The organism is Nocardia brasiliensis IFM 10847, assembly GCF_000710915.1.
Taxonomy (GTDB): domain Bacteria; phylum Actinomycetota; class Actinomycetes; order Mycobacteriales; family Mycobacteriaceae; genus Nocardia; species Nocardia brasiliensis_A.
Genome location: NZ_BAUA01000117.1, coordinates 1 through 26,610 on the forward strand (window position 1 = coordinate 1; position 26,610 = coordinate 26,610).

General features: G+C 67.9%; 24 protein-coding genes. 10 read left to right on the forward strand and 14 right to left on the reverse strand.

Annotation, left to right across the window (positions count from 1 at the left end):
- Positions 1–22: 22 nt before the first annotated feature.
- From NBRGI_RS25055 to NBRGI_RS25080, 6 genes are read left to right on the forward strand one after another with little or no spacing between them, the layout of a single operon-like run.
- Positions 23–1,048 (forward strand): MlaD family protein, encoded by a 1,026-nt coding sequence (locus NBRGI_RS25055; RefSeq protein WP_029899660.1) that lies wholly within the window; start codon positions 23–25, stop codon positions 1,046–1,048.
- The gene (locus NBRGI_RS25060; RefSeq protein ID WP_029899661.1) at positions 1,045–2,070 is read left to right on the forward strand and encodes an MCE family protein; all 1,026 of its coding nucleotides are present in this window, start codon (positions 1,045–1,047) and stop codon (positions 2,068–2,070) included. Before NBRGI_RS25055 ends, NBRGI_RS25060 begins: the two co-directional genes overlap by 4 nt.
- Positions 2,070–3,170, forward strand: coding sequence for an MCE family protein (locus tag NBRGI_RS25065; RefSeq protein WP_029899662.1), 1,101 nt, complete (start codon positions 2,070–2,072; stop codon positions 3,168–3,170). The genes NBRGI_RS25060 and NBRGI_RS25065 overlap by 1 nt, the downstream gene beginning before the upstream one ends.
- Complete coding sequence (locus NBRGI_RS25070; RefSeq protein WP_029899663.1) at positions 3,167–4,249, forward strand: MCE family protein; 1,083 nt, start codon at positions 3,167–3,169, stop codon at positions 4,247–4,249. The genes NBRGI_RS25065 and NBRGI_RS25070 overlap by 4 nt, the downstream gene beginning before the upstream one ends.
- Positions 4,246–5,424, forward strand: a complete 1,179-nt coding sequence (locus NBRGI_RS25075) for an MCE family protein (protein WP_029899664.1) — start codon at positions 4,246–4,248, stop codon at positions 5,422–5,424. Before NBRGI_RS25070 ends, NBRGI_RS25075 begins: the two co-directional genes overlap by 4 nt.
- An 11-nt stretch (positions 5,425–5,435) precedes the next feature.
- Positions 5,436–6,041: a hypothetical protein gene (locus tag NBRGI_RS25080; RefSeq protein ID WP_029899665.1), complete on the forward strand. Its 606-nt coding sequence runs from the start codon at positions 5,436–5,438 to the stop codon at positions 6,039–6,041.
- On the opposite strand, the gene NBRGI_RS25085 is transcribed toward NBRGI_RS25080, so the two are convergent.
- From NBRGI_RS25085 to NBRGI_RS25125, 9 genes are all read right to left on the reverse strand, one after another.
- The gene (locus NBRGI_RS25085; RefSeq protein ID WP_029899666.1) at positions 6,042–7,286 is read right to left on the reverse strand and encodes a TetR/AcrR family transcriptional regulator; all 1,245 of its coding nucleotides are present in this window, start codon (positions 7,284–7,286) and stop codon (positions 6,042–6,044) included. It lies immediately after the preceding gene.
- Between the two features lie 147 nt (positions 7,287–7,433).
- On the reverse strand, positions 7,434–8,678 hold the full coding sequence (locus NBRGI_RS25090) for a TetR/AcrR family transcriptional regulator (RefSeq protein ID WP_029899667.1): 1,245 nt from the start codon (positions 8,676–8,678) through the stop codon (positions 7,434–7,436).
- 50 nt (positions 8,679–8,728) lie between these two features.
- On the reverse strand, positions 8,729–10,069 hold the full coding sequence (locus tag NBRGI_RS25095; protein ID WP_029899668.1) for a cytochrome P450: 1,341 nt from the start codon (positions 10,067–10,069) through the stop codon (positions 8,729–8,731).
- A 134-nt stretch (positions 10,070–10,203) separates the two neighbouring features.
- Positions 10,204–12,150: an acetoacetate--CoA ligase gene (locus NBRGI_RS25100; RefSeq protein ID WP_029899669.1), complete on the reverse strand. Its 1,947-nt coding sequence runs from the start codon at positions 12,148–12,150 to the stop codon at positions 10,204–10,206.
- 31 nt (positions 12,151–12,181) lie between these two features.
- Positions 12,182–12,994, reverse strand: coding sequence for an HpcH/HpaI aldolase/citrate lyase family protein (locus tag NBRGI_RS25105; RefSeq protein WP_029899670.1), 813 nt, complete (start codon positions 12,992–12,994; stop codon positions 12,182–12,184).
- Complete coding sequence (locus NBRGI_RS25110; protein WP_029899671.1) at positions 12,991–13,491, reverse strand: MaoC family dehydratase; 501 nt, start codon at positions 13,489–13,491, stop codon at positions 12,991–12,993. The genes NBRGI_RS25105 and NBRGI_RS25110 overlap by 4 nt, the downstream gene beginning before the upstream one ends.
- On the reverse strand, positions 13,488–14,648 hold the full coding sequence (locus tag NBRGI_RS25115; RefSeq protein ID WP_029899672.1) for an acyl-CoA dehydrogenase family protein: 1,161 nt from the start codon (positions 14,646–14,648) through the stop codon (positions 13,488–13,490). Before NBRGI_RS25115 ends, NBRGI_RS25110 begins: the two co-directional genes overlap by 4 nt.
- A complete protein-coding gene (locus tag NBRGI_RS25120) occupies positions 14,645–16,675 on the reverse strand; it encodes an acetyl-CoA carboxylase biotin carboxylase subunit (RefSeq protein ID WP_029899673.1) in 2,031 nt (676 codons plus the stop codon). The genes NBRGI_RS25115 and NBRGI_RS25120 overlap by 4 nt, the downstream gene beginning before the upstream one ends.
- 5 nt (positions 16,676–16,680) lie before the next feature.
- Positions 16,681–18,279, reverse strand: a complete 1,599-nt coding sequence (locus NBRGI_RS25125; RefSeq protein WP_029899674.1) for a carboxyl transferase domain-containing protein — start codon at positions 18,277–18,279, stop codon at positions 16,681–16,683.
- A gap of 182 nt (positions 18,280–18,461) precedes the next feature.
- On the opposite strand from NBRGI_RS25125, the gene NBRGI_RS25130 reads away from it, so the two are divergent.
- Positions 18,462–19,070, forward strand: coding sequence for an SACE_7040 family transcriptional regulator (locus NBRGI_RS25130; RefSeq protein ID WP_029899675.1), 609 nt, complete (start codon positions 18,462–18,464; stop codon positions 19,068–19,070).
- A gap of 14 nt (positions 19,071–19,084) precedes the next feature.
- On the opposite strand, the gene NBRGI_RS25135 is transcribed toward NBRGI_RS25130, so the two are convergent.
- Together NBRGI_RS25135 and NBRGI_RS25140 are read right to left on the reverse strand one after the other, a co-directional pair.
- Positions 19,085–19,831, reverse strand: coding sequence for a 3-hydroxybutyrate dehydrogenase (locus NBRGI_RS25135; protein WP_029899676.1), 747 nt, complete (start codon positions 19,829–19,831; stop codon positions 19,085–19,087).
- Positions 19,828–21,219: an MFS transporter gene (locus NBRGI_RS25140; protein WP_029899677.1), complete on the reverse strand. Its 1,392-nt coding sequence runs from the start codon at positions 21,217–21,219 to the stop codon at positions 19,828–19,830. Before NBRGI_RS25140 ends, NBRGI_RS25135 begins: the two co-directional genes overlap by 4 nt.
- A 214-nt stretch (positions 21,220–21,433) precedes the next feature.
- Here NBRGI_RS25140 and NBRGI_RS25145 point away from each other — a divergent pair, with 214 nt between their 5' ends.
- On the forward strand, positions 21,434–22,348 hold the full coding sequence (locus NBRGI_RS25145; RefSeq protein ID WP_036560724.1) for a LysR family transcriptional regulator: 915 nt from the start codon (positions 21,434–21,436) through the stop codon (positions 22,346–22,348).
- A 24-nt stretch (positions 22,349–22,372) separates the two neighbouring features.
- On the opposite strand, the gene NBRGI_RS45435 is transcribed toward NBRGI_RS25145, so the two are convergent.
- The 3 genes from NBRGI_RS45435 to NBRGI_RS25160 are packed head-to-tail and all read right to left on the reverse strand — an operon-like array spanning position 22,373 to position 24,692.
- Positions 22,373–22,807 (reverse strand): hypothetical protein, encoded by a 435-nt coding sequence (locus NBRGI_RS45435; RefSeq protein ID WP_051728021.1) that lies wholly within the window; start codon positions 22,805–22,807, stop codon positions 22,373–22,375.
- Positions 22,808–22,851: 44 nt separating this feature from the next.
- A complete protein-coding gene (locus NBRGI_RS25155; RefSeq protein WP_029899680.1) occupies positions 22,852–23,613 on the reverse strand; it encodes an ABC transporter ATP-binding protein in 762 nt (253 codons plus the stop codon).
- Positions 23,614–23,633: 20 nt separating this feature from the next.
- Complete coding sequence (locus tag NBRGI_RS25160) at positions 23,634–24,692, reverse strand: ABC transporter permease (protein WP_029899681.1); 1,059 nt, start codon at positions 24,690–24,692, stop codon at positions 23,634–23,636.
- Positions 24,693–24,822: 130 nt separating this feature from the next.
- Here NBRGI_RS25160 and NBRGI_RS25170 point away from each other — a divergent pair, with 130 nt between their 5' ends.
- Both NBRGI_RS25170 and NBRGI_RS25175 read left to right on the forward strand, forming a co-directional pair.
- Positions 24,823–25,986 carry a sensor histidine kinase gene (locus NBRGI_RS25170; RefSeq protein WP_029899682.1) on the forward strand — a complete coding sequence of 388 codons (1,164 nt, stop codon included), beginning with the start codon at positions 24,823–24,825 and terminating at the stop codon, positions 25,984–25,986.
- Positions 25,983–26,600, forward strand: coding sequence for a response regulator transcription factor (locus NBRGI_RS25175; RefSeq protein WP_029899683.1), 618 nt, complete (start codon positions 25,983–25,985; stop codon positions 26,598–26,600). Before NBRGI_RS25170 ends, NBRGI_RS25175 begins: the two co-directional genes overlap by 4 nt.
- Positions 26,601–26,610 lie beyond the last annotated feature (10 nt).

The following is a 26,610-nucleotide window of genomic DNA, read 5'->3' on the forward strand; positions in this document are numbered from 1 at the left end:
CGGTGAACGGGGGCGCCAGATGATGAGACGCTCTGGCAAGGCACTGATCGGCTTCAGCCTCTTCGCTGTTCTCGCCGTTGTGCTCACCTACACCATCTGGTCCACCCTGCAGCGATCGGTGTCCGGTGACACCGACTCCTATTCGGCGACCTTCTCCGATGTGCTCGGCCTGCGGGTCGGCGACGACATTCGGATGGCGGGCGTGCGGGTCGGCCGGGTGGACGCGATCGACTTCGACGGTGACTACCGCGCGCGCGTCGAGTTCCGCATCCAGCGGCGGCAGCGACTGACCACCACGACGAAAGCCCTTGTGCGTTACCAGAATTTGATCGGACAGCGCTACGTCGCGCTCGTGCCCGGCGCCGAGGCCGGGCAGGCGGTGCCGAGCGGGTCGGCCATCCCGCTGGAGCGCACCGAACCGTCGTTCGACGTGTCCGGGCTGCTGTCCGGGTTCGAGCCGTTGTTCAGCGTGCTGCAACCGGATCAGATCAACGCGTTGTCGGAGACCATGATTCAAGCGCTGCAGGGCAACAATGTGTCGCTGAGCGCGCTGATCACCCAGGCCGCCGAGCTGGCGGGCACCTTCGGGCAGCGGGATCAGATCCTCGGTGACGTGATCAGCAATCTGAGCAGTGTCATCGCCGGCCTCGCGCACCGCAGCGGTGAACTGGAAACCCTGATCACGCAGGCACGTTCGCTGGTCGAGTCGCTCTACGCGCAAGGCGAATCGCTGAAGAGTTCGGTGCAGCAGGTGGCCACCTCGACCGACTCGCTGGTCCAGCTGATCGGTCAGGTGAAGCCCGATATGGCGCGGGCACAGCGTGATGCGACCAGCGGTGTGGCACTGCTGCTGCTCAACGGGGCCTCGTTGGACCAGGCTGCTGTCGAACTGCCGGGCCTGCTCAACGGCGTGGCCAGATTCACCAGCTATGGCGCCTACGGCAATGCCTACATCTGCCGATTGGACGTGTCGCTCTGGGGCGTGCTGCTGCCGCCGGGGCTGTTCTCCCAGGTCGGCGGCAATTCGCAATCGGAGGTGTGCCGATGAGGAATCGTGTCAGCGGACTGGCCGGACGCCTCCGGCTACCCCGCAATCGGCTGCTGTGGCTGGGCTTGCTCGCGGCCGGATCGGTGCTCCTGCTGCTCGTCGGCTCCAGCGCGTTGTCGCAGGCCAGGCTGGGGGACCGGACGATTCAGGCGGAGTTCGCACAGGCGGCCGGGTTGCGTGCGGGCGCGTCGGTGGACGTCTCCGGCATCGAGGTCGGTTCGGTGCGCGCGGTAAGGCTGGACGGCGCGAAGGTCGTGGTGGATCTGCGGGTGCGTCGCGATATCCGGCTCGGTCCCGATGCGCGCGCGGCGATCAAGATGACGACCATCCTCGGCAAGTTGCATGTCGAGCTGGTGCCGGGTAACGGAAAAGGGCTGCCGGGCAACCGGATCCCGATCGCCAACACCACGGTGCCGTACAACCTGGGCAAGGTCATCCGTGATCCGGTGTACAAATCGTCGTTCGAGCGCATCGAGCGGATCGATCCGGCCAAGCTGCGCCAGTCGCTCGATCTGCTGACCCGGCAGATGGGCGATTCGCCGCAGCTCACCGTCGAGGCGCTGAACAGCATCGGCGCGCTCGCCAAGGTGATCAACGATCGCCGCGACGAGGTCGATGTGCTGTTGAAGAGCATGGACCAGGTGGCACAGCTGGTTTCGGACAACCGCAACAGCGTGCTGCTGTTGCTCACCCGGGGCGAGGCGATCGGCAATGCGGTGGCGCAGCGCCAGCAACTGCTGAAGTCCTTGCTGGACAATGTCGCCGAGCTCTCGCGGCTGCTGCAGGAGATGGGGCTGGAGAACAACGATCAACTCGGCCCGCTGATCCAGAGCCTGAACACGATGTCCGAGGGCTTGGAAAAGAACCGGGACAACCTCGACTCGCTCTACGAGATCATGCCGGTCGCTTTGCGGCAGTTCAACAATGCGCTCGGCAACGGCCCCTATGGCGACGTGTGGGCGCCGTGGGTCTTCCCGGACAACTGGCTGTGCTTCGCCGGTGCGGTACAGGGGTGTAACTGATGAAGATAGGTACTTTATGCAAAACGGCGGTGCTGTGCTGGATCGCCGCGATCGCGTCCGGTTGCTCGCTGCTGCCGGACAGCCTGTCCGGGCTGCCGGACCAGTATCTCGGGGAACATCTGCGGATCAGCGCCGATTTCGAGAACGTGGCGGGCCTCTACGCGGGTAACGATGTCGCGATTCTCGGCGTTCCGGTCGGCCGGGTGGACACGGTGACCGCGCGGGGCAGCTATGTCGAGGTCACCATGTCCATCGACAAGAACGTCAAGGTGCCCGCGGATGCCATCGCGGCGCTGGTCTCCCCGCAGCTGATAACCAACCGGCACGTCGAGCTGGCGCCCGCGTATGAAGGCAGCGGACCGGTGCTGGCCGACGGGGCGCACATCCCGCTCGAGCACACCAGGACCCCGGTCGAACTCGACCGCATCCTGGACAATTTCGACCAGCTCGGCAAGGCGTTGAAGGGGGACAACGAAACCGGGCCGATGGCGAGCCGGGTGCTGTTCCCGCTGCTGGACGGCAACGGCGACAAGCTGCGGCAGACGCTGGACGCGATGTCGGCCGCCTTCGAGGTCAGCCTGGCCAACGGCGACCAGATCTCCAACACCATCGTGAAACTCAACGAGATCACCCAGATCATCGCCGAGAACGACCAGACGGTAAGGGATTTCAGCGGGCGGCTGACCGAGCTGGTCGAATTGATGGGCGCGCAGGCTCCGGGTCTGCAGGCGGTGCTGACCCAACTGAACGATTTCGTCACCAACACCTCCACCGTGGTCGGCGCGAACCGGGACCAGTTGCTCGGCGCGCTGACCCGGTTCACCGCGCTCACCGGGCAGATGCGCGCCAACGCCCGCTCGGTCACCGAGATCGCCGACGTCACACCACTGTTCTTCCAGAATCTGGACAACGCGACCAGCAAGGAACATCAGGCACTGCGGTTGCACGGCCTGCTGGACAAAGCGGTGCTGGACGGTGAGGCGCTGTCGGTGTTCTGCGAGCGGGTGCAGATGCGCCTGGATGGCTGCCGCACCGGCAAGATCCAGGACTTCGGCCCGGACTTCGGGCTCACCGCCGCGCTGCTGGGACTCACCAAATGAGCAGGCGTGCGCTGGCGGCGCTGGCGGCGGCAGGAGTGCTCGCGGGCAGCGCGGGCTGTGCGGTGACGGTGGACAACGTGCCGTTGCCCAAGCCCGGCATCGGTGGTCCCGGCTACACCCTGCACGCGATATTCCGGGACGCGCTGAATCTGCCCGCGAATGCGCACGTCAAGATCGGCGGCACCGATATCGGCATGGTCTCCGCGATCAGCACCACCAACTTCCTGGCCGACGTGGAAATGCAGATCCGCCGCGATATTCAGCTGCCTCGCGGTACCACCGCCGAGCTGCGGCAGGCCACCCCGCTCGGCGACATGTTCGTCGCGATGACTCTACCGTCGAAGCGCGACAGCGCCGAGCTGCTGCGCCCGGGCGACACCATCGCGCCCGAGCACACCGCGACCGGCGCCTCGGTCGAACAGCTGATGATGTCGATCTCGTTGCTGCTCAACGGCGGTGGGCTCAACCAAGCCGCCCGGATCACGAGCGAGATGAATTCCATGTTCGGCGGCCGCGCCCCGGAACTGTCGCATCTGATCACCGAGCTGACCGACGTGCTGAGCGCGCTGAACCGGCGCACCGCCGACGTCGACAGCGTGCTCACCGGCATGTCCACGCTGACCGGCGAATTGGCCAGGCGCAAGCAGGAATTGGGCGCCGCCGCGGATACGTTCCCGCCGCTGATCGGGCTGGTGGCCGAGAACAACAAGGCCATCGCCGATCTCACCGCGAAGATCTCGGTGACCATGGCCGCGCTCGGCGACTTCACCGACACCACCGGCCCGGAATTCCTCACGCTGTTCGACAGCATCCAGCGACTGATGTCCGGATTCGCGCAGATGGGCGACGATCTCGCGGGCACGCTGGACGGACTGCACGCGGTCTATCCCTCGGTCATGGCCAGCCTGGACGGTCCGACGCTGGCCGTCGCGGCCACCGTCTCGTACCTGAGCGTCGGCGCGCTGACCGATCCGAAGGGCAGCCGGGCGCCCGAACTCGGTGACGTACCCGCGTTCATCGGCAGTCTGGCTCAGGTGCTGGAGAAGGTGCTCGGCCGGCTGCAAGGCGGTACGCGATGACCATTCCGTTGTGGCAGTGGCTGGTTCGCCATCGCATCGCGGTGGCGAATATCGGCCTGATCCTGGTGCTGCTGGTCGGCGTCTCCTACCTCGGGGCGGCGGTGCTGCGTATCAACCTGCTGCCGAACACCTATACGGTGCGGGTGGAGTTGCAGAACTCCGGCGGGCTCGCGGCGAACAACGATGTGAGCTTCCGCGGTGTCCGGGTCGGCCGGGTGACCGAGGTGCGCATCTCCGGTGACGGGGTCGCCGCGATCGCCGAAATCGACAAGGGCGCACGGATTCCGGTCGGCGGCACGGTGGCGGTGGGCCGGTTGTCGGCGGCCGGGGAGCAGTATCTCGACTTCCGGCCCGATACCGACAGCGGACCTTATCTCGGCGATGGCGCGGTGGTCGACCGTGCGCGGACCACTGCCCCGGTGACCGTGCAGTCGGTGCTGTCGAGCATGAGCGGACTGATCGGCGGGCTGAACCCGGGGCGCTTGAACGTGATCGTCGATGAACTGGACAAGGCGCTGGCCGGTGGACCGGATCGGTTGCGCAACATGATCTCCGGGATCAGCCGGGCGATGGCCGGGCTCACGGAGCTACTGCCGCAGACCAGACAGCTCATCGAGAACCTGCAGGTGATCGCGGAGACGACCGCGCACGCGCAACCCGATCTGAGCACGCTCACCACCGGGTCCAGCGCGCTGTTCCAGCAGCTCAGCGCCGCCGACGCCGAGGTGCGCAAGTTCCTCGAACTCGGGCCGGGCCAGCTCGCCACGCTCGGCGGTATCGTGCGCGATACCGAGGATCCGGTGACCAACCTGGTCACCAATTTCGTCGCGATCACCAGGGCCGCCAAACTGCGCGCGCCCGCCATCGCCGCGCTGTTCCCCGCGCTGCGTGCGGGATCCGCGGCGATCGGTGTACCCGCCCACGACAACGCCTATCACACCCTGATCGACCCGTGGCCCCGGCCCAGCTGTGACTACGGCACCGTGCCGGTGGTCCCGACGACGAAGACCGTGGATACCCGGGTGCGGCTCTACAACTACTGCACCACCGACAACCCGGCGCTGCAGGTTCGCGGCTCCGCGAACGCACCACGACCGAATGTGCCGGACAACGGCTCGGGTCCGCCTCCCGGCGCGACCGGTGACGAACTGTCCCGTCCGGTACCTGGGAGATAGGAGCTCAACCGATGTCCGAGAGCGATGCGGCTGAAGAGTCGAGTGCTGTTACGCCCGGGGAGGTTTCGACCGAGACGACGACGTCCGAGCCGAAGCGATGGCGGCTCGGCCGGTCCGGACGGCTTGTCCTCGAGGTGACGGCGGCGGTATTGCTCTGTGCCGCAGTGGCTTCGAGTGTCGTCTTCTTCGTCCAGAACCGGGGCAACAAGGCCGTGCTCGAGGCCAACGCCGACGCGCGGGCCGCCGCGTGTGCCTACGCGCCGGTCCTGGCGGACTACGACGCCAAACAGCTCGACCCGTACTTCGCCGCGGTGCTGGCCGGGGCGACCGGCGACTGGAAGAAGCAATTCGACAGCACCAGTAAGGAATTGCGCGAGGTGCTGACGCAGGGCGAGGTCGTGTCCAAGGTGAACGACGTGCAGTGCGCGATCAAGACCGGCGACCAGAACTCCGCCGAGGCGATCGTGGTGATCGGGCAGACCATCACCAGCATGGGCACGCAGGGCAAGCCCGCGCCGGGCCAGCTGTCCATGGTCATGCGCCTGGAGAAGGTCGACGGGCACTGGCTGGTGAACAAGGTGAACTCGCCGTTGGCCCCGCCGCAGGCACAGCCGTAGTCAGCCGGATTCGTTGCCGAACAAGACGACTCGCATCAATTGCCCGACCCGCTGCTGCGAGCAGCAGGGGTCGTCGGAACCGAAGCGCTGACCCAGATCGACCACCAGCGCCAGCGCCGTGTGCACGAGCAGCCGTGCTTCGGCGGCGGACAACCGAGGGCGCATGCCGACGAGCAGCTTCGCCCACTCCTCGACGTTGAGTCGCTGGATGTTGCGCAGCACCGTCCGCTCGTCCGCGGGCACATTGCTGATCTCGGCGTAGTACACGAAGGTCAGCTCGCGTTCGGCGAACGACCCCGCTACGTACAGCTCGATCAGCGTCGTGAGCGCCTGGCGCGGACTGTCCGCCGCGGCGACGGCGGGGCCGATCGCGGCCGAAACCCGTTCCGCGGCACGGCGGAACGCGGCCGCGAGGATATCGCCCTTGCCGCGGTAGAAGCGGTATACCGCCGACGACGCGGGCAACCCGGCGGCGCTGGCGATGTCCTCCACGCTGACGTTCGGATACCCGCGCTCGTGGAACAGCTCGACGGCGCGCACGAGCAGCAACTCGTGTTTGAAGGTGAGCGGAATCTCTACTGCCGCAACAGGTTGTTGCTGATCCGTGATCTCGGGCAGGGTGCATGCCGCGATCGCCCGACAGGCGGTGCCGAGCAGCGCGTGTAACGCGCGCGCCGGCAGCGACACGTGGTGATCGCCGATGCTGCTGAGCGCGCTCAGGACGGCGGCGGACAGCACCGCGCTGTCGGACTTGCCGAGTTCTGGCCTGGTCGCCGCGATCAAGGCCTTCAGCCGCGAATTCACCATGGCCAGTTGGTCATCGAGGATCGCGGCGTCGGAGTCCTCGAGGTAGCGGCGCTGCCAGCGCAGCAGCGCGGCGCTGCGCCGGTTCGTGATCGACGAGGCGATCAGCGCGTCGATGACCTGCTCGAGCCGGGCGGTGGCGGACAGTTGCCGTGCGGTGTCCGGCAGTTGCACCGCGGTCGCGCTGAGTGTGCCGAGTCGCAGCGCCTCCTCGCGGAACAGCGCGTATTTGCTGGGGTAGTGGCGATACAGCGCGGCGGAGCTGATGTCGAGCCGGGAGGCGATGTCCTCCATGCTCACGCCGTGATAGCCGAGCGATCCGAACGCCTCGGCGGAGACCGCCGCGATCTGTGCACGGCGATCGCGGGGTCTGCGCCGGATCGCTCGCGTCGGCGTCCCGTCGGCCGCCTTGTCCGCAGCGCGGCGTTCTTGGGCACCCATGCCGCGATGGTAGCCGAACCCGATGGCGAATCTGAACAGAAGATCACAAAGAGCGCGGAGTTTGGGGACTTCACCTAGGGATACGTATCGCAGAACGTCCAGAATTTCCGTTAACTTATGCGACCGGTTGGTCCGGTGGGCGGCGGTTCATTCGATCGCAGGCCGCCCGAACAAGACCACCTGCATCAGCAGCCGCACCCGCTCCTGGGCCGCCATGGGCTCGTTGTCGAAAGCCCGCCCGAGATCGACGACCAGGGCGAACGCGGCGTGGATCAGGAAACGCGCCTCGGCGGGCGACAATTCCGGGCGCACCTCGCGCAGCAGCCGCGCCCACTCTTCGACGCTGAGCCGCTGGATGTTGCGCAGCACCGTGCGCTCCTCCGCAGGCACATGCTGGAACTCGGTGAAGTACACGAAGGTCAGGGCGCGCTCGGCAAAGGACCCGGCCACGTATTGATCGATCAGAGCGGTCAGGGCGCCCTCCGGGCTGGCCGCGGTCGCGACCGCCGGACCGACCGCACCTGAAACCCGTTCCGCGGCACGGCGAAACGCCGCGGCGAGCAGATCGCTCTTGCCGCGGTAGAACCGATACACCGCCGAGGCCGCGGACAATCCCGCCGCCGTGGCGATGTCCTCCACGCTGACATTCGGGTAGCCGCGCTCGTGGAACAACTCCACCGCTTTGCGCAGCAGCAGTTCGTGTTTGAACGAATCCGGGATCTCCACCACCGGCTGCGGCTCGGCCGGCCGCACGGCGGGCAGAGTCAGTCCGACGATCGGGTGGCAGGCCGAACTCAACAGCCGGGCAAGTGATTTCATCGGCAGCGTGGCGTGGTGATCGGCGATGCTGGTGATCGTGCTGAGCAGCGCCATGCGCAGCACCCGGATGTCGTCCTCGGTCAGCTCCGGACGCAGTTCGGCGAGCTGGTCGCCGAGCGCGCCGAGCACCGTGAGCTGCTGATCGCTCAGCGTGGTCAGATCCTCCGGCTCGAGATAACGCCCTTCCCAGCGCACCAGGGTGATGGCGGTGCGGTTCTCGATCGTGACGGCGATGAGCGAGTCGAGCACCTGGCGCAGGCGCTGCTCGGGCGACCAGGTCGCGGCCTCCTCGGGCAGCTGAACCGACTCGGTCATTACCCGGCCCACCCGCAGCAGTTCCTCGCGGAACAGCGCGTACTTGCTGGGATAGTGGCGGTACAGCGCGGCCGAGCTGATGCCGAGACCGGAGGCGATGTCCTCCATGCTCACGCCGTGGTAGCCCAGCGAGCCGAACGCGGCGGCCGAGGCCGCGGCGATCTGCGCCCGGCGATTCTTCGGCCTGCGCCGGATCTCCCGGGGTGCCGAGTCGCCGGTGCTCGCCTTACGCGCCGTACGGCGATTGTCGACACTCATGTCGGACATCGTACTGATCTGCGCTGGTGGGAAAGGCCATGCCTCGGTGCTCACCCGCGCGGTACGAGAACCAGCCGAGCCTTGCCCCGCGGGACCGTGGTGATGTTGCGGGTCTTGGCGCGCTCGGGCGCGGCGCCGGCGGGCCGGGTCAGCACATACCGCAGGAGCGTTTCGCGCAGCACCGTGCTGCCCTCCATCAGCGAAAACCCGGCACCGATGCAGCGGCGCGCGCCGCCGCCGAAGGGGAACCAGGTGTTCGGCGCGACCTCGCCGCCGAGAAAGCGATCCGGGCGGAAGGTCTCGACATCCGGATAGTTGCCGGTGTTGCGATGCGCGAGCAGGATCGACGTGCAGACCACGGTGCCCGCGGGCAGCGCCTGACCGCCGATTGTCATGTCCCTGGTCAGTTTTCGGTTGGTGCCGTTGATGATCACGCGTCGGCGCATCGCCTCTTTCAGCACGGCTTCGAGGAATTTGTCGTCACCGGTCCGCGCGGCCTCGGCGGCCTCGTCCTGGATGGCGGGCTGGGCCGCGAGTTCGTACATCGCCCAGGCCAGGGCGGAGGCCGTCGTCTCGTGCCCGGCGAGCAGCAGCGTGATCAGCTGGTCGCGCAGCTCGGCGTCGGTGAGCGGGGGATCCTGGTCGTTATCGGTCCCCGCGTGCAGCAGCCGGGACAGCACATCGGTGCGTTGTGCCAGATCGGGCGCCTGCCGGCGCGCCGCGATCTCCGCATATAACAGCGCGTCGACCTGGTGCACGTTGTGCGCGAACCGCTGCCACGGGCCGATCCGGCCGAGCAGCGCCGACTTGAAGCCGAGGAAGACCAGCGGATTGAGATCGACGATGCGTTTCAGCCGCGGCGCCAGCTCGGCCCGGGTGCTCGCGTCGGACACCCCGAACACCACCCGCATGATCACCTCGAGCGTGAGCGCGTTCATCCGGTCCAGCGTGATCAGCGTGGATCCCGGTGTCCACCGGTCGATTTCGGCCACTGTCAGCTCGGTGACGAGGTCGCGGTAGGAGCGCAGCGCCGAGCCGTTGAACGCGGGCATCAGCAGCCGCCGAGCCCGCGCGTGCTCCTCCTCGTCGGTGAGCAACAGCGAATGCGGGCCCATGATGTGGCCGAGGATCTGGTTGCCCTCGCCCGCGTGCAGGTCGCGCGGGTCACCCGCGAAGATCTCCCGGATGTGCTCGGGCCGGGAGAACACCACGAACCGCCGCGCGAACGGCGGGATCCGCATGGTGAAGACGTCGCCGTAGCGCCGGGCCAGGGCGGGCAGGAAGCGCTGCCGGTCGGTCTGGAACAACACGCTCTGCACCAACGCGGGCAGCCGGGGCCCCGGCGGATAGCCGGCGGTCTCGGCCTGTTCGCGGACATCCTGTGCGGCCACGCTGCCACCTCCTGCGGATTCGGGGCGAACTTCTCCTCGCCACGCTAGGAGATCGGCGTGGCCGGGTCCATGACCTGATCGGTAATCAACCGTACTCGCCGCGGGTGCCCACGGGACGTCGGACGTCCGCTCTGCTACGCGGTGGCCGGGCGGACGGCCGCGTACCAGTCGAGCAGGGCCGGATCGTCCACCGCGCTGCGCTCGACCACCCGCGCGGCGTCGGCGCCCTGGAAGAGTTTCTTGATCGGCACCTCGAGCTTCTTACCGGTGCGCGTGTGCGGAATACCCGGGGCGAGCAGGATCTCGTCCGGCACGTGCCGGGGCGATACCTCGGTGCGGATGGTGCTGTTGATCCGGGCCTTCAGCTCGTCGGTGAGTTCCGCGCCGGGCGCGAGAACCACGAACAACGGCATCCAGTAACCGCCGTCGGGTTGTTCGGCGCCGATCACCAGCGCCTCGGCGATCTCGGGCAGCCGCTCGACGGACTGGTAGATGTCGGCGCTGCCCATCCGGATGCCGTGCCGATTGAGGGTGGAATCGGAGCGGCCGTGCACCACGACGCTGTCGCGCTCGGTGACGGTGATCCAGTCGCCGTGCCGCCAGATCCCGGGATACATGTCGAAATAGGCGTCGTGATAACGCTTTCCGTCCGGATCGTGCCAGAAGCGCAGCGGCATCGACGGCATCGGCTTGGTGATGACCAGCTCGCCGACCTCGCCGCGGACCGGTTGTCCGAGGCCGTCGAAGGCCTCCAGCGCGGCGCCGAGAAAGCGGGCGGACAGCTCACCCGGCCACGCCGGGACGGTCCGGACGCCGCCGATGAAGGCCGACACCACGTCGGTGCCGCCGCTGATCGAGTTGACCTGGACGTGCGCACCGGTGTTCTCGCTCAGCCAGGTCGCCGAGGACGTGGGCAGAGCAGCGCCCGTGATGCCGACCGAGCGCAACGCGGACAGGTCGTGTTCGGCGCGGGGCGTGGCTCCCGCCTTGATGCAGGCCAGCACGTAGCCCGGGCTGGTACCGAGCACGGTGGTCCGGGTCTCGGCGGCGATGCGCCACAGCGCGTCCGGCGTCGGAGCGGTGGGACTGCCGTCGTAGCAGACGATGGTCGCGCCCACCAGCAACCCAGCGACCTGGAAATTCCACATCATCCAGCTCGGGCTGGTGTACCAGAAGAAGGTGTCCTCAGGGCCGATATCAGATTGCAGCGCAACGGCTTTCAGATGCTCCAGCAGCACGCCGCCGTGCCCGTGCACGATGCCCTTGGGCAGCCCGGTGGTGCCGGAGGAGAACACGATCCACAGCGGGTGATCGAAATCGACCGGCTCCGTGGTGATCACGGCGGGCACCGACTCGTCCACGGCGGTGGCCGCGCTCCACGGTGTCGCATCCGGCACGTCGAGGCCGAGCCGGGACACTACGATCGTGGCGCTGAGCTTGCCGAAACCGGCTTGCAGCGCCGCGATGTCGGCGCGCTTGTCGTGCGCCTTGCCGCCGTATCGGTAGCCGTCCGCGGTGATCAGGACGGTGGGTTCGAGCTGGCCCAGTCGATCCAGTGCCGCCTTGGGGGAGTAGTCCTGCCCACAGGCGCTCCACACCGCGCCGATGCTGGCGGTCGCCAGGAACGCCACCACCGCCTCCGGGATATTGGGCAGGTAGCCCGCGACCCGGTCACCGGGCTGGACGCCCAGCTCGCGCAGTGTGCGCGCCAGCGCCGCGGTCTCGTCGATCAGCTCGACCCAGGAGACTTCGCGGGCAGGCGCGTCTTCGGTGACCGCGATGATGGCGGGCCGGTCGGTGCGGAACTGACGGACCACCTGGTCCACATAGTTCAACCGGGTGCCCGGAAACCATTGCGCACCGGGCATTTCCGCACTACCGAGGATCTCGCCCGATACCGGGCCGAGCTCGAAGTAGTCCCACACCGCGTGCCAGAAGCCCGCCAGATCGTCGACGGACCACTGCCACAGCGTGGCGTAGTCCGGCAGCTTCCGACCGGTGCGCCCCTCGGCGAACTTCGCGAAGTCGGTGATCCTGGCCGCGGCGATGTCCTGCTCGGTCGGCACCCACTGTGGTTGCACCGCATTCCTCCTGGCTGTTTCTAACGGGTGGTCAGGCGCGTGCGGCGCGCCGCACGATCTGCTCGGCGTGCCGCAGTACGGGGGCATCGACCATGCGGCCTTCGAAGGCGAACACCCCGCGGTGCTTCGGCACCTCGTCGAGTACCCGCCGGGCCCAAGCCAATTCCGCTTCCGGCGGCGTGTACGCCGCACGGATCACCGCGAGCTGGCTCGGATGGATGGCGACCTTGGCCTCGAAGCCGACCGCGACCGCGTCCAGCGCTTCGGTGCGAAGTCCGTCGAGATCGCGGATATCCAGGTACACCGAGTCGAGCGCGAACTTGCCGTACGCCTTGGCCGCGAGCAGCGTGCTCGACCGAACATGGCGCGCCACTTCGCGATAGCTGCCGTCCGCGTACCTGCTCGAATTGCCGCCGAGCCCGGCGACCAGGTCCTCCGCGCCCCACATCGCGCCGATCGCGTTGGGCGCCTGGACGGCGCGCTCGACGGTGAGCGCGCCGAGCGGCGACTCGATCAGCACGATCACCTCGTATTCGGCCAGCGCGGTGACCTGTTCGGCGGCTTCGCATTTCGGCAGCATGACGCGCCGATACCCAGTGCCCGCCAACGCCGTGAGATCGGCGGTGAGATCATCGGTACCCGCGGCGTTGACCCGTACGACGGTGCGCTCGGGATCCAGCGGGGTCTCGGCGAGGGCCTTGCGGGCCGCCGTCTTGTCGGCGGCGGCCACGCCGTCCTCGAGGTCGAGAATCACCACATCGGCTGCCGCGGCGGCCTTTTCATATCGGTCGGGGCGATCGGCCGGGCAGAACAGCCACGCGGGGCCGGGCAACTGCCAGCTCATGCCGAGGCCGTCTCGGGACGCAGGCGGATCATCGCGTTGCGCACAGCCTCGGCGACGATGGTGCCGTGCTGGTTGCGCGCGATGTGGCGGAAGGTGACGATGCCCTCGCCGGGCCTGCTCTTCGACAGGCGCTTGTCCAGCACGATGGTTTCGGCGTAGACGGTGTCGCCGTGGAACAGCGGCGCCGGGAACTTCACCTCGGAGAAGCCGAGATTGGCGACGGTGGTGCCCTGGGTCAGGTGCGCCACCGCGAGGCCGACCATGGTGCCGAGGGTGAACAGCGAATTCACCAGGCGCTGATGGAACGGCTCCTGGGCGTCGCTGTAGGCCGCATCGATGTGCAGCCCTTGGGGATTCATGGTCAGCGTGCTGAACAAGACGTTGTCCGTCTCGGTCATGGTGCGCCCGGGCCGGTGCTCGTAGCGCACGTCGGTCTCGAGTTCCTCGAACCACAGGCCGGTCTGGACCACCCGGCGCAAGCCGTCGACATCGCTCACAGTCCCAGCTCCCGTCCGATCAGCATCAGCTGAACCTCCGTTGTGCCCTCGCCGATTTCGAGGATCTTGCTGTCCCGGTAGTGCCTGGCCACCGGGTAGTCGTTCATGAAGCCGTAGCCGCCGAAGATCTGGGTGGCGTCGCGCGAGTTGTCCATGGCCGCCTCGCTGGCCACCAGTTTGGCGATGGACGCCGCCTTCTTGAACGGCTTGCCCGCCAGCATCAGCGCCGCGGCGTCATAGTAGGCCGTGCGCGCCGTGTGCGCGCGGGCCTCCATCCGCCCGATCTTGAACGCGATCGCTTGATTGCGGCCGATGGCCTGGCCGAACGCCTCGCGCTCCTTGGCGTAGCGCACGCTCTCGTCCACGCAGCCCTGGGCCGCGCCGACCGCGAGCGCCGCGATCGCGATGCGGCCTTCGTCCAGGATGCGCAGGAAGTTCGCGTAGCCGCGGCCGCGCTCGCCGAGCAGGTTCTCCTGCGGCACCCGCACGTCGGTGAAGCTCAGTGGATGGGTGTCCGAGGCGTTCCAGCCGACCTTGTTGTACGCGGGTTCGGCGACGAATCCCGGGGTGTCGGTGGGCACGAGGATGGTGGAGATCTCCTTCTTGCCGCCGGTCTGCCCGGTCACCGCCGTCACGGTCACCAGCCGGGTGATATCGGTGCCGGAATTGGTGATGAACTGCTTGCTGCCGTTGATGATCCATTCGCCGCTGTCGGCGATCGCGGTGGTCCTGGTGCCGCCGGCGTCGCTGCCCGCGCCGGGCTCGGTGAGCCCGAACGCGGCGAGGGCGCGCCCACTGGTCAACTGCGGCAACCATTGCTGCTTCTGCTTCTCGTCGCCGAAGCGGTAGATCGGCATCGCGCCCAGGGACACACCGGCTTCCAGCGTGATGGCGACGCTCTGGTCGATCTTGCCGAGTTCCTCGAGGGCGAGGCACAGCGCGAAGTAGTCGCCGCCCATGCCGCCGTATTCCTCGGGGAACGGGAGCCCGAACAGGCCCATCTCGGCCATGCCCTCGACCACCTTGTAGGGGAAGGTGTGGTTCGCGTCGTGCTCGGCGGCCACCGGCGCGACCACCGACTGCGCGAAATCGCGCACCGTCAGGGCCAAGTCGCGGTAGTCGTCGGGTAGGGCGCCGGTGGACAGGAAGTCGGTCATGCTCGGGTTCCTTCTTGGTCGGCGGGAAGTTCCGCGGGAGTCGTGTGGATGCGGGCCAGCGGCTGATCGAGCCGCACCTGAGTTCCGGGCGCGACCAGGATTTCGACGGTGCCCGCCACCGGCGCGGTGAGCGAGTGCTCCATCTTCATCGCCTCGACGATCACCACCGGGGCGCCCGCGGCCACGGTGGCACCGGTGGTGACCGGCACCGCGATCACCGAACCCGGCATGGGACTACGTATTTCGGCGTCGCCCACCTGTTCGGCGCCACCCCGCACACTGGCCTCGGCCACCTCGCGCAGCACGGCGACGCCGGTGGGCCCCGCCAGCCACAGCTGGCCGTCCTGCTCCGCGACGCGATACTCGTGCCGCACCCCGGCCACGGTGAGCGTCAGCACCGAGTCCGCGAAAGCTGCTGTCAACGAGACGGATTCGCCCTCGCCGACACGGCCGGTCGCGGCACCGGGACGCCCGCGCAGATACACGTGCTCGGTCCGGTCGCCGGCGGCCAGCCGGATCGAGGTCGGTGCGGCGGTGCCGATCCGCCAGCCGGACGGTACCTGCCACGGATCGCTGGGACCGCTCGGCCAGCGGCCGAGCCAGCGGTAGGCCGCCGCAGCCAGGAACAGTTCGTCGCCGGCTGTGGCGGCGTGGAAATCGGCCACCCGGCGATCGAGCAGGCCGGTATCCAGCTGTCCGGCCGCGACATCCGGATCGGCGAGCAGGAAGCGCAGGAACTCGATATTGCTGGTGACGCCGAGCAACACGATATCGCCCAGTGCCCGATCGAGTTTCGCGATGGCGGCACCGCGGTCGGCACCGTGCGCGATGACCTTCGAGAGCATCGGGTCGTAGTCGCTGCCGACCACCGTCCCGGTGCGCAGACCCGAATCCACCCGGACCCCGGCGCCTTCGGGCTCGGACAGGTCGAGCACCGTGCCGCCGGTGGGCAGAAAGCCGCGCGCGGGATCCTCGGCGTACACCCTGGCCTCGATGGCGTGCCCGATCATCCGGATCTCGTCCTGCTCGACCGAGAGCTTCTGCCCGGCCGCCACCCGCACCTGACATTCCACCAGGTCGACACCGGTCACCAACTCGGTCACCGGGTGTTCCACCTGCAGCCGGGTGTTCATCTCCATGAAGAAGAACTCGTCCGGCCGGTCGGCAGAGACGATGAATTCGACGGTGCCCGCACCCACATAGTCGACGCTGCGCGCGGTATTGCACGCCGCCGCACCGATTCTGGCCCGCGTCGCCGCGTCGAGCAGCGGGGACGGCGCCTCTTCGATCACCTTCTGATGCCTGCGCTGCAGGCTGCATTCGCGTTCGCCGAGGTGCAGCACATTGCCGAATTGGTCGGCCAGGACCTGCACCTCGATATGCCGCGGGCGGGTGACGAAGCGCTCCAGGAACAGCGTGTCGTCGCCGAACGCGGACGCGGCTTCGCGGCGCGCGCTGACCAGCGCGTCGGGCAGGTGCGCGGGTTCCTCGACCAGCCGCATGCCCTTGCCGCCGCCGCCGGCCGACGGCTTCACCAGCACCGGATAACCGATCTCGGTGGCCGCCTCGATCAGGTCGGCGTCGGTCAGGCCCGGCCTGGCGATGCCGGGCACGACGGGGACGTTGAACGCGGACACGGTGTTCTTGGCCGCGATCTTGTCGCCCATCACCTCGATCGCGTGCGCGGGCGGACCGAGGAAGACGATGCCCGCCTGCGCGAGCGCCGCCGCGAAAGCCGCGTTCTCGGAAAGGAACCCGTAACCCGGATGCACCGCTTGCGCGCCGGTCCGGACGGCGGCGTCGACCACCCTGTCGATCGCGAGATAGCTGTCGCGCGCGGCGGCAGGGCCGAGGCGCACCGCGGTATCCGCCTCGTGCACGTGCCTGGCGTCGGCATCGGCGTCGCTGTAGACCGCGACCGAGCGAATGCCCATGGCGCGCAACGTGCGTATCACCCGCACCGCGATCTCGCCGCGGTTGGCGACGAGCACGGTGTCGAATCCGACGGGATGAGATTTGTTCAGCATGGTCGTCACATCCGGAATACGCCGTAGGAAACGGGTTCGAGCGGCGCTTGTGCGCACACCGAAAGGGCAAGTCCGAGGACAGTTCTCGTGTCCGCGGGGTCGATCACGCCGTCGTCCCAGAGGCGGGCCGTCGAGTAATAGGGGTTGCCCTGCCGTTCGTACTGGTCGCGAATCGGCGCCTTGAACGCCTCCTCGTCCGCCGCCGACCACGGCCGGCCCGAGCTGTCGAGCTGGTCGCCGCGCACGGTGGACAGGACCGAGGCGGCCTGCTCGCCACCCATCACCGAGATCCTGGCGTTGGGCCACATCCACAGGAAGCGCGGTGAATACGCCCGCCCGCACATCGAATAATTGCCCGCACCGTACGAACCGCCGATCACCACCGTCAGCTTCGGCACCCGGGCGCAGGCGACGGCGGTGACCATCTTGGCCCCGTGCTTGGCGATGCCACCCGCCTCGTAGTCGCGGCCGACCATGAACCCGGTGATGTTCTGCAAGAACAGCAGCGGGATCTTGCGCTTGTCGCACAGCTCGATGAAATGCGCGCCCTTCATGGCGGATTCGCTGAACAGCACGCCGTTGTTGGCGACGATGCCGACCGGGTGACCGTGAATGTGCGCGAAGCCGGTGACCAAGGTCTTGCCGTATTCGGCTTTGAACTCGTGAAAGCCGTTGTCGCCCTCGGGATCAGCGTCGACAATCCGATGGATCACCTCGCGTACGTCGTACGGGGTGCGCAGGTCCACCGGCACCACGTCGTACAGCTCCTGCGGCGACGCCGCGGGCTCCACCGGCGGCAACACCGTCCACGGGCTCGCGGGGCGCGGACCGAGGGTCGCGACGATGCGGCGCACGATGCGCAGCGCGTCCTGATCGTCCTCGGCCAGATGATCGGTGACCCCCGAGGTGCGCGAATGCAGTGCACCGCCGCCGAGTTCCTCCGCGGTGACCACCTCGCCGGTCGCGGCCTTCACCAGCGGCGGACCGCCGAGGAAGATCGTGCCCTGGTTGCGCACGATCACCGCTTCGTCGCTCATCGCGGGCACGTACGCGCCGCCCGCGGTGCACGAGCCGAGCACCGCCGCGATCTGCGGAATGCCCTTGGCGCTCATGGTCGCCTGGTTGTAGAAGATGCGCCCGAAATGCTCCCGGTCCGGGAACACCTCGTCTTGCTCGGGCAGGTAGGCGCCGCCGGAATCGACCAGATACAGGCACGGCAGCTGATTCTGCAGCGCGATCTCCTGCGCGCGCAGGTGCTTCTTCACCGTCATCGGGTAGTACGTGCCGCCCTTGACGGTGGCGTCGTTGGCCACGATGACGCACTCGCGGCCGGACACCCGGCCGATGCCGGTGATGATGCCCGCGCCGGGGGACTCGTCGCCGTACATCCCGCTCGCGGCGAGCGGCGAGAGTTCCAGGAACGGGCTGCCCGGGTCGAGCAGCTGATCCACCCGTTGCCGCGGCAGCAGCTTGCCGCGCGCGACATGGCGGTCCCGCGCCTTCGCGGATCCGCCGAGTGCGGCGGCCGCCAACCGGGCGCCCAGGTCGTCGACGAGTGCCTTGTGGGCGACCCGGTTGTCGACGGCCTCTTCGGTAACGGTCATCACGTGATCCTGTCGGTCAGCGTCTTGGAGCGACTCGTTGACGGCCGGTGGTCGGGTGACGGGGCGGGTCAGTTAGTCGCCGATAACTGGAATCCAGGTTAATCTTGGTTAACCGAGATGTCCACCGAAGCGCTTGCGAGCCGCGCACGCGTGTCTCCGCACAGAGGGCGAAAGGAGTGCGTGTGACCAGCATCGACGACGGCACGCTCACCCGCCGTGAACAGCTGAAGGCGCAGCGCAGGCAACAACTTCTGGATGCCGGGGCCCGGCTCATCGCCGATCGCGGTTTTCTCGGCATGCGCCTGGACGACCTCGGCGCCGCGGTCGGCATCAGTGGTCCGGCCGTCTACCGCCATTTCCCCAACAAAGAAGCGCTGCTGGTGGAGCTGCTCGTCGGGATCAGCCAGCGGCTGCTCGACGGCGGCAAGGCGGTGGTGGCGCGCACCGAGTCCGCGGCGGACGCACTGGCCGGCCTGGTCGACTTCCACCTGGACTTCGCGCTGGGCGACGCCGATCTCATCCGGATCCAGGATCGCGATCTGGAGAACGTGCCCGCCGCGGCCCGGCGCGAGCTGCGCCGCACCCAGCGCCAGTACGTGGAAATCTGGGTCACGGTGCTGCGTGACCTGCACCCCGGCCTACCCGAAGAGACGGCGCGTGTACAGGCGCATGCCGCGTTCGGCCTGATCAACTCCACCCCGCACAGCGCGAGCACGGCGACCGCCGCCCGGGCCCGGCCCATCCTGCGCCGGATGGCGCTGTCGGCCCTGACGCAGGACGAGCCGGCCTAGGGCGGGGTGCTCGGTCATCGAGCGCTCCACCCGCCGTCCATGGTGTAGGACGCGCCGGTCACCATGCCCGCGTGCGCCGAGGTGAGCCAGCCCACCAGCGCGGCCACCTCCGCCGGCTCCACCAGGCGTTTGATCGCGCTCTCGGTGAGCAGGATCTTCTCCAGTACCTGCTGCTCCGGAATGCCGTGCGCCTTGGCCTGATCGGCGATCTGCTTGTCCACCAGTGGAGTTCGCACATAGCCGGGGTTGACGCAGTTGCTCGTGACGCCGTGTTTGCCGCCTTCGAGCGCGGTGACCTTGGACAAGCCCTCCAGCCCGTGCTTGGCCGTCACGTAGGCGGACTTGAACTCCGAGGCCCGAAGTCCGTGCACCGACGAGATATTGACGATCCGGCCGAAACCCTGGCGGTACATGTACGGCAGCGCGGCCCGGATCAGCAGGAACGGCGCCTCCACCATCAAGGTGAGCAGGTTCCGGAACTGCTGCGGCGCGAAATCCTCGATCGGGCTGATGCTCTGCACGCCTGCGTTGTTCACCAGGATGTCCACCTCGAGCGTCAGCGAGGTCAGCGCCTCGACGTCGAGTAGGTCTACGGCCCAAGGTTTTCCGCCGAGTTCGCGAGCGAGCGACTTGGCCCCGACATCGTCGATATCGGCGATGGTGACCAGGGCGCCCCGCGCGGCCAGCTCCCGGGCACAGGCAGCGCCGATGCCGCTGGCGCCGCCGGTGATCAGCGCGGAACGTCCTGTCAGGTCGGTCATTTCGCGTTCACCGGGGTGGTCGGCTGCGTTGCCAGATACTCGGCATCGGCGAGATCGACGGTGGCCAAGTCCAATCCTTTCGTTTCACGGGCGAAGAACACGGCGACCGCGGTGATGGCCGCCGCGACAGCCAGATAGATCGCGATCGGCACGGCCGAGTCGTATTCGTTGAGCAGCCGGACCGCGATGATCGGCGCGAGCGAACCCGCCACGATCGAGGTCACCTGATAGCCCAGGGAGACACCGGAATACCGCATCCGGGTGGGAAACATCTCGGCCATGATCGCGGGCTGTCCCGCGTACATCAACGCGTGGAACAGCAGACCGATGATGATCGCGGACATGATGACCGCGTTGTGCCCGCTGTCCATCATCGGGAAGGCGAAGAAGCCCCAGGTGCCCGCCGTGACCGCGCCGGCCAGATACACCGGGCGCCTGCCGAAGTGGTCCGAGAGCCGGCCCGCCAGCGGCACGGCGAAGAAATGCACCGCGTGCGCGGCGAGCAGCCACCACAGGATGACCTTGGTGTCCACGTGCACCTGCACTTTGAGATAGGTGATGGTGAAGGTGACCACCAGGTAGTAGAGGATGTTCTCGCCGAAGCGCAGGCCCATCGCGGTGAGCACGCCGCGCGGATACCGGCGCAGCACCTCGACCACGCTCAGCGAGGTCGCCTTGATCTGCTCCATTTCCTGCTGTGCCGCAACGAAAATGGGTGCGTCGGTGACCTTGGTGCGGATGTAGTAGCCGACCAGCACCACCACCGCGGACAGCCAGAAGGCCACGCGCCAGCCCCAACTCAGGAACGCCGACTCCGACAGCCAGGTGGTCAAGGCCAGCAGCACGACGGTCGCCAGCAGATTTCCCATCGGCACCCCGGCTTGCGGCCAGCTCGCCCAGAAACCGCGGCTGCGACTCGGACTGTGTTCGGCGACAAGCAGAACCGCGCCGCCCCATTCGCCGCCGACCGCGAAACCCTGGATGAAGCGCAGGATCACCAGCAGCGCCGGGGCCCAGTAGCCGATCTGGCCGAAGGTCGGCAGGCAGCCCATCAGGAAGGTCGCGCTGCCCACCAGGATCAGGCTGAACTGCAACAGCTTCTTGCGGCCGTACTTGTCGCCGAAATGCCCGAAGACGATGCCGCCCAACGGGCGAGCGGCGAAGCCGACGGCGTAGGTGACGAACGCGGCGAGGATCGCGTCCAGATCGCTGGTGCCCTTGGCGAAGAACACCTTGCTGAAGACCAGCGTCGCGGCGGTGCCGTAGAGGAAGAATTCGTACCATTCGACGACCGTGCCCGCCATGGACGCGGCGACCACCCGTCTCAGGCCGGTCGGTGCTCCGCCCGGGTCGTTGCCCGTCGGCCACAATGCACTGCGCACGCTCATCGAACTCTCCTTCGTGCCCGGGGCCACACTCGGTGCCAAATGTGATGGCCCCCACAAATCTCGGCTGCAACGAAGTATTAGTGCAGATCGGTTTGTCCGCAATGACTAGATGTGCAGTACGTATCTGCGAGAATGCACACATGGGCGCGTGCATCCTCTTCCAGCCCGCCGCATGCTCGGCACAGTCGCTTGCCGGGGCGGCGCGGCCGTGAATATGGCCGGGTCTGCGCGGCGTCCCAGCGCCGACGACCTGCTGGTGTTGTTGGCGGTCGGGCGCTCCGGGCGATTCGTGTCCGCCGCCGAGGAGCTCGGCATCAACCACACCACCATCTCGCGGCGTATCGCCGCGCTCGAGCACACGCTGGGCGGGCGGGTGCTGACCCGGGCGGCGGGCGGGTGGGAGCTCACCGATCTCGGGCGTGAGGCGCTGGCGGCGGCCGAGGTCGTCGAGTCTGCGGTCAAGTCACTCGGTGCGGACGCGGGCGGTGTCCGTGTGCTGGAAGGGGTGGTGCGGATTTCGGCGACCGACGGCTTCAGCGCCTATCTCGCCGCGCCGGCCGCGGCCGAGGTGCAGCGGCAGCATCCCAAGATCACCGTCGAGATCGTGGCGACCACTCGGCGGGCGTCGACGCAGCGGTCCGGGCTCGATCTCGAGGTGGTGGTCGGTGAGCCGCAGGTGCACCGCGCTAAGGCCATTCGGCTCTCCGACTACTGTCTCGGCCTCTATGGTTCCCGAGACTATCTGCGCGAGCACGGCACGCCGGCCGCCATCGACGACCTCGCCGCGCACCCCCTCGTCTACTTCATCGATTCCATGCTCCAGGTGGACGACCTGGACTTGGCGTCCAGCTTCGCCCCCGCCATGCGTGAATCCGTCACTTCGACAAACGTTTTCGTCCACGTCGAAGCCACCCGAGCTGCCGCGGGCCTCGGCCTGCTCCCGTGTTTCATGGCCGACCGCCACTCCGACCTGATCCGCGTCCTCGCCGACACTGTCTCGGTCAACCTCGCCTACTGGCTGGTCGCCCGTCCCGAAACCCTCCGCCGCCCCGAAGTGGCCGCCTTCGTAGACACGCTCCGCGCCAAGGTCCACCGCGAACACAACGCCCTACTGGGCCTGCGCGCCTGATCGCGAGGCATTGCCCCCCGCGGCTTACTCGGCGAACACCTCGTCGAGCGAGGCAGCATCGAGGGCGCGATCGAGCCAGACATCGAGTTGGGCGATATCGGTTTCCTGCTCGACTCGAGCCACGAGCGCATCGCTGATCTCGAAGCCGCGATGACGCAGAACCCGCAGCAGCGCACTGGCCTCACCGTTGGCCTTACCCTCGGCCTTGCCTTCGAAAAAATAGGTCCGAATAAGCTCGTTCTGATATTCGTAGCCAGCGGTCATGACGCTCTCCAGGAAGTGTCGGGCGGCTGCGGGCAGAAGGCCCGTCGGGTTGATGTCCGGAAAATCGCCGGATTCCAAACGGGCATTGTCGTATTCGGGTAGCTGGGTGCCCAGCACGGTCGTCAATAGCTCGGCGGCCAGTTGCGGGCGTTGCCGGAACAGGTCGACTAGGCGCTCGTGCAGATGGCTGGGCATGCACGAAAGCTATCACTGATTCGGCGATTGTAAAACTGCTGGTCTCAGGCTGTTTTTGGAACGAATTGCTTTGGAACGTTCCAGTTTTCGCCGTTCCGGGCGGGGATGAGGTGGCCGTCGGTCATGTGGTGGACGGTGGTCATGTGGTGGAGGTGGGTGTGGTCGTGGGTGACGAGAAGGGTTGCGGCGTCTTGGTCTTTTGTGATGGTGAGGATGAGATCGATTATGGCGGAGCCTCTTTCGGTGTCGAGGGCGCTGGTGGGTTCGTCGATGACGAGGAGGGCGGGGGTGTTCATGAGGGCGCGGGCGATGTTGACGCGTTGGCGTTGGCCGCCGGAGAGTTGGGCGGGACGTTTGGCGTGCTGGTCGGCCAGGCCGACGGAAGCCAGGAGTTCCATTGCCCTGGAGTGTGTTTCGCGTCTGCGGTGGGCAGTGGGGCGTAGCTGCTGACCTAGGTGGGTCATCACCTCTAGTTGTTCGAGGGCGGTCAGGGCGGGGATCAGGTTCGGCTGCTGGAAGACGATGCCGATGGATGAACGGCGCAGCGCCGCTGCCTCACGGCGGCCGAGGGCGGCGAGATCGACACTGCCGCTGCGGGTTCGGAGTTGTATGCGGCCGGAGTCGGGACGGATCAAGGTGGAGACGACGGCGAGCAGGCTGGATTTTCCGGAGCCGGAGGAGCCGGTGATCGCGGCGATGTCGCCGCCTTCGACCTGCAGGCTCACCCGGTCCAGTGCGGTGAGGCGACCGGCGCCGTCGGGGTAGGTGAGGGTCACGTCGTCGACGGTGAGTGCGGTGGTGCTCATGATCGGAAGACTCCAGTGGCTCAACGTGCCGCGCCGAGCGCGGTCAACGGGTCGGTGGTGAACAGGAAGCGCAGGGCGAACGCGGCGCCGAGCAGACCGAGCACGATCAACGCGGCCGCGGGCAGCAGGGTGGTGGCGGGGCTGAGGACGAACGGAAGCGCGTCTCCGAGGAAAGCCGCTGCGGTGACCGTGATTCCGAGACCGACCGCCACTCCGGCGCTCAGTACGATCGCGGCTTGCGCGAGGGCGTCGCGGACCAGGGATCCGGAGGTCGCGCCGAGTGCTTTCAAGGTCGCGATGTCGGGCATCCGCTGCACCGTCCACACGGTGAAGAACGCGCCGATCACCAGCGCCGAGATGACGAAGAGCAGCACCGTCATCAACGTCAGCGAACTGTTTTCGGCCTGGTAGGCGCTGAGCGCCGACAGCGCGCCGGACGAACTCGTCGTCTGGGTACGCGCGGCCGCGTTCACCGCCGCGGTATCCGGCACACCGGATACCGCGAGCACGGTCGCCGCGCCCGCCCGCGGGTCGAGTGCCTGCCAATCGGTGAGGGTCAGCCACACCACCGGCGTATGGCTGTACCAGTCGTCCCCGGCGACGGCCTGCACGGTGAAGGCGCGCCCGCCGATAGTGACCGAATCGCCCGCCGCCGCGCCGAGTTCCGTAGCCGCGCCGGTGCTCAGCACCACGCTGCCGTTCTCGGTTGCGGAACGATTGCCGAAAGCTGTTCCCTGCGTGCCGAACAACGCGACCTGCGCCGCGGGACGCCCGCCGGGATCGACCTTGCCATGACTGATGCCGATGGGGTCGACCGTGCCGGCGGATCCCGCCGCGGACTGCCAGGCCGCGACCTGTTCCCGGCTCAGCGTCGAGGCCTCGAACGAGGGCTTCCCCCCGGTGTCGGCGAACACCACCGCGTCGCCGGGGAGCGACTGCACGGCCGAGATGTTCTGGTGCGCCAGCCCCGCGGTGAGCCCGCTGAGGAAACTCACCAGCAACGCCACCAGCGTGACGACCAGGGTGATGAGCAGGAAGCGACCGCGGGCGGCGCGCAGATCTCGGAGTGCGACGAACATGATTTCACTGTGGCGCGCGCGGCGCCCGCCGCCATCGCACCGGCGGAGGAACCGCGCCCGATCGAACGGTGGGTGCTGATTTACACCTTTCGATGGATGCCGCCGAGGTAGCCGCACATAAGCTGACAGGGTGCACTCGTCACCGCTCACGCCCGTCTTCACCGCGCTGCGGTACGGCCTGCATGTGCTGGTGACGGCGCTGGCGGTGGTGGTCGCGGTCCGCGCGCTGCTGCCCGGCGCGGCGCACCCGCTGCCCGTGGTGGCGCTGGCCGCGCTGTTCCTGCTGACCTACTTCGCGGGGTCGGTGGTGAACGGACGCCCGGGCGGTATCCAACTGTGGCTCGGGGCGCTCACCGTGTGGTGGCTCGGCCTGGTCGTGCTCGCCCCCGACGCGGGCTATCTGGCTTTCGGCTTGTTCTTCCTCTATCTGCACCTGCTGCCCCGGCCGTGGAGTCTGGTGGCCGTCGCGGCGTCGACCGTGATCGCGGTGCTCGGCTTCGGCATGCACCGCGGCTGGTCGGTGGCGGGGGTGATCGGCCCGATCTTCGGCGCGGCGGTGGCGGTCGGCATCGGCCTGGGTTATCAGGCGTTGTTTCGCGAGTCGGCGCAACGGCAGCGGCTGATCGACGAATTGCTCAGCACCCGAGCTACTCTCGCGGAGCAAGAGCGCACCGCGGGCAAGCTGGCCGAGCGCGAGCGGCTGGCCCAGGAAATCCACGACACGGTCGCTCAGGGGCTGAGCAGTATCCAGTTGCTCCTGCACGCTGCCGAGCAGTCGGCACCGGAACACCCTGCGCTGCAACAGATCATCTTGGCCCGCGAGACCGCGGCCGAGAACCTCGCCGAAACCCGAAGGCTGATCGCCGAATTGACTCCGGCCGCGTTGGAGGGACAGTCGCTGGCCCAAGCTTTGCAGCGAATCTGCCTGCGCGCCGACAGCCCGGACCGCACCGCTCGGCTGGTGGTGGAGGGCGCCCCCGAGCGCCTGCCGATGCCGATCGAGGCGGCACTGGTGCGGATCGCGCAGGGCGCGGTCGCGAACGTGGTGCGCCACGCCGACGCGACCCGGCTGCGCCTGACGCTGACCTACGCCGACGCGCAGGTCCTGCTCGACGTCGTGGACGACGGGGTCGGCATCGCCGCCGACGTGCTCGACCGGCCGCCGTCGGGTTCCTTCGGCCTGGCAGCCATGCGTTCGCGCGTGGAGCAGCAGGGCGGCACCATGGCGGTGGAGTCGGAGCCGGGGCACACCGCGGTGACCGTCGCCTTTCCGCTCTGGGCGGACCGGTCATGATCCGGCTGCTGCTGGCCGACGATCACGCGATCGTGCGCGCGGGCCTGCGCGCGCTGCTGGACGGCGGTGACGATCTCACCGTCGTCGGCGACGTGCCCACCGCGGAGGCGGCCGTCGCGTTCTGCGCGACCACCGCGGTGGATCTGGTGCTGATGGACTTGAGCTTCGGCCCGGGCCGTTCCGGCGCGGACGCCACCGCAGAACTGCGCGCACTCCCGCAGCCGCCGAATGTCCTGGTGGTCACCAACTATGACACCGACGCCGACATCCTCGGCGCCATCGAGGCGGGCGCCTGCGGGTACATCCTGAAGGACACACCGCCGGCCGAACTGCTCGCCGCCGTGCGCGCGGCCGCCGCGGGGGAGAGCGTGCTGTCGCCCGCGGTGGCGTCGAAGCTCATGACCAGGGTGCGCCGCGCCGACACCACACTGAGCCCGCGCGAGATCGAGGTGCTGCGCCTGGTCGCCGACGGCCGGTCCAACCGTGAGATCGCCAAGGAACTGTTCCTGAGCGAGACCACCGTCAAATCCCATCTGGTGCACATCTACGCCAAGCTCGGCGTGCGCTCGCGGACCTCGGCCGTGGCGCGGGCCCGGGAACAAGGGGCGATCTGATTCGGCGGCG

Excerpts from the sequence above, each read along its gene's own strand:
- NBRGI_RS25055 (WP_029899660.1), top strand. The coding sequence starts at position 23 with ATGAGACGCTCTGGCAAGGCACTGATCGGCTTCAGCCTCTTCGCTGTT.
- NBRGI_RS25060 (WP_029899661.1), top strand. The coding sequence starts at position 1,045 with ATGAGGAATCGTGTCAGCGGACTGGCCGGACGCCTCCGGCTACCCCGC.
- NBRGI_RS25065 (WP_029899662.1), top strand. The coding sequence starts at position 2,070 with ATGAAGATAGGTACTTTATGCAAAACGGCGGTGCTGTGCTGGATCGCC.
- NBRGI_RS25070 (WP_029899663.1), top strand. The coding sequence starts at position 3,167 with ATGAGCAGGCGTGCGCTGGCGGCGCTGGCGGCGGCAGGAGTGCTCGCG.
- NBRGI_RS25075 (WP_029899664.1), top strand. The coding sequence starts at position 4,246 with ATGACCATTCCGTTGTGGCAGTGGCTGGTTCGCCATCGCATCGCGGTG.
- NBRGI_RS25080 (WP_029899665.1), top strand. The coding sequence starts at position 5,436 with ATGTCCGAGAGCGATGCGGCTGAAGAGTCGAGTGCTGTTACGCCCGGG.
- NBRGI_RS25085 (WP_029899666.1), bottom strand. The coding sequence starts at position 7,286 with ATGGGTGCCCAAGAACGCCGCGCTGCGGACAAGGCGGCCGACGGGACG.
- NBRGI_RS25090 (WP_029899667.1), bottom strand. The coding sequence starts at position 8,678 with ATGAGTGTCGACAATCGCCGTACGGCGCGTAAGGCGAGCACCGGCGAC.
- NBRGI_RS25105 (WP_029899670.1), bottom strand. The coding sequence starts at position 12,994 with ATGAGCTGGCAGTTGCCCGGCCCCGCGTGGCTGTTCTGCCCGGCCGAT.
- NBRGI_RS25115 (WP_029899672.1), bottom strand. The coding sequence starts at position 14,648 with ATGACCGACTTCCTGTCCACCGGCGCCCTACCCGACGACTACCGCGAC.
- NBRGI_RS25120 (WP_029899673.1), bottom strand. The coding sequence starts at position 16,675 with ATGCTGAACAAATCTCATCCCGTCGGATTCGACACCGTGCTCGTCGCC.
- NBRGI_RS25125 (WP_029899674.1), bottom strand. The coding sequence starts at position 18,279 with ATGACCGTTACCGAAGAGGCCGTCGACAACCGGGTCGCCCACAAGGCA.
- NBRGI_RS25135 (WP_029899676.1), bottom strand. The coding sequence starts at position 19,831 with ATGACCGACCTGACAGGACGTTCCGCGCTGATCACCGGCGGCGCCAGC.
- NBRGI_RS25140 (WP_029899677.1), bottom strand. The coding sequence starts at position 21,219 with ATGAGCGTGCGCAGTGCATTGTGGCCGACGGGCAACGACCCGGGCGGA.
- NBRGI_RS25145 (WP_036560724.1), top strand. The coding sequence starts at position 21,434 with ATGGCCGGGTCTGCGCGGCGTCCCAGCGCCGACGACCTGCTGGTGTTG.
- NBRGI_RS45435 (WP_051728021.1), bottom strand. The coding sequence starts at position 22,807 with ATGCCCAGCCATCTGCACGAGCGCCTAGTCGACCTGTTCCGGCAACGC.
- NBRGI_RS25155 (WP_029899680.1), bottom strand. The coding sequence starts at position 23,613 with ATGAGCACCACCGCACTCACCGTCGACGACGTGACCCTCACCTACCCC.
- NBRGI_RS25160 (WP_029899681.1), bottom strand. The coding sequence starts at position 24,692 with ATGTTCGTCGCACTCCGAGATCTGCGCGCCGCCCGCGGTCGCTTCCTG.
- NBRGI_RS25175 (WP_029899683.1), top strand. The coding sequence starts at position 25,983 with ATGATCCGGCTGCTGCTGGCCGACGATCACGCGATCGTGCGCGCGGGC.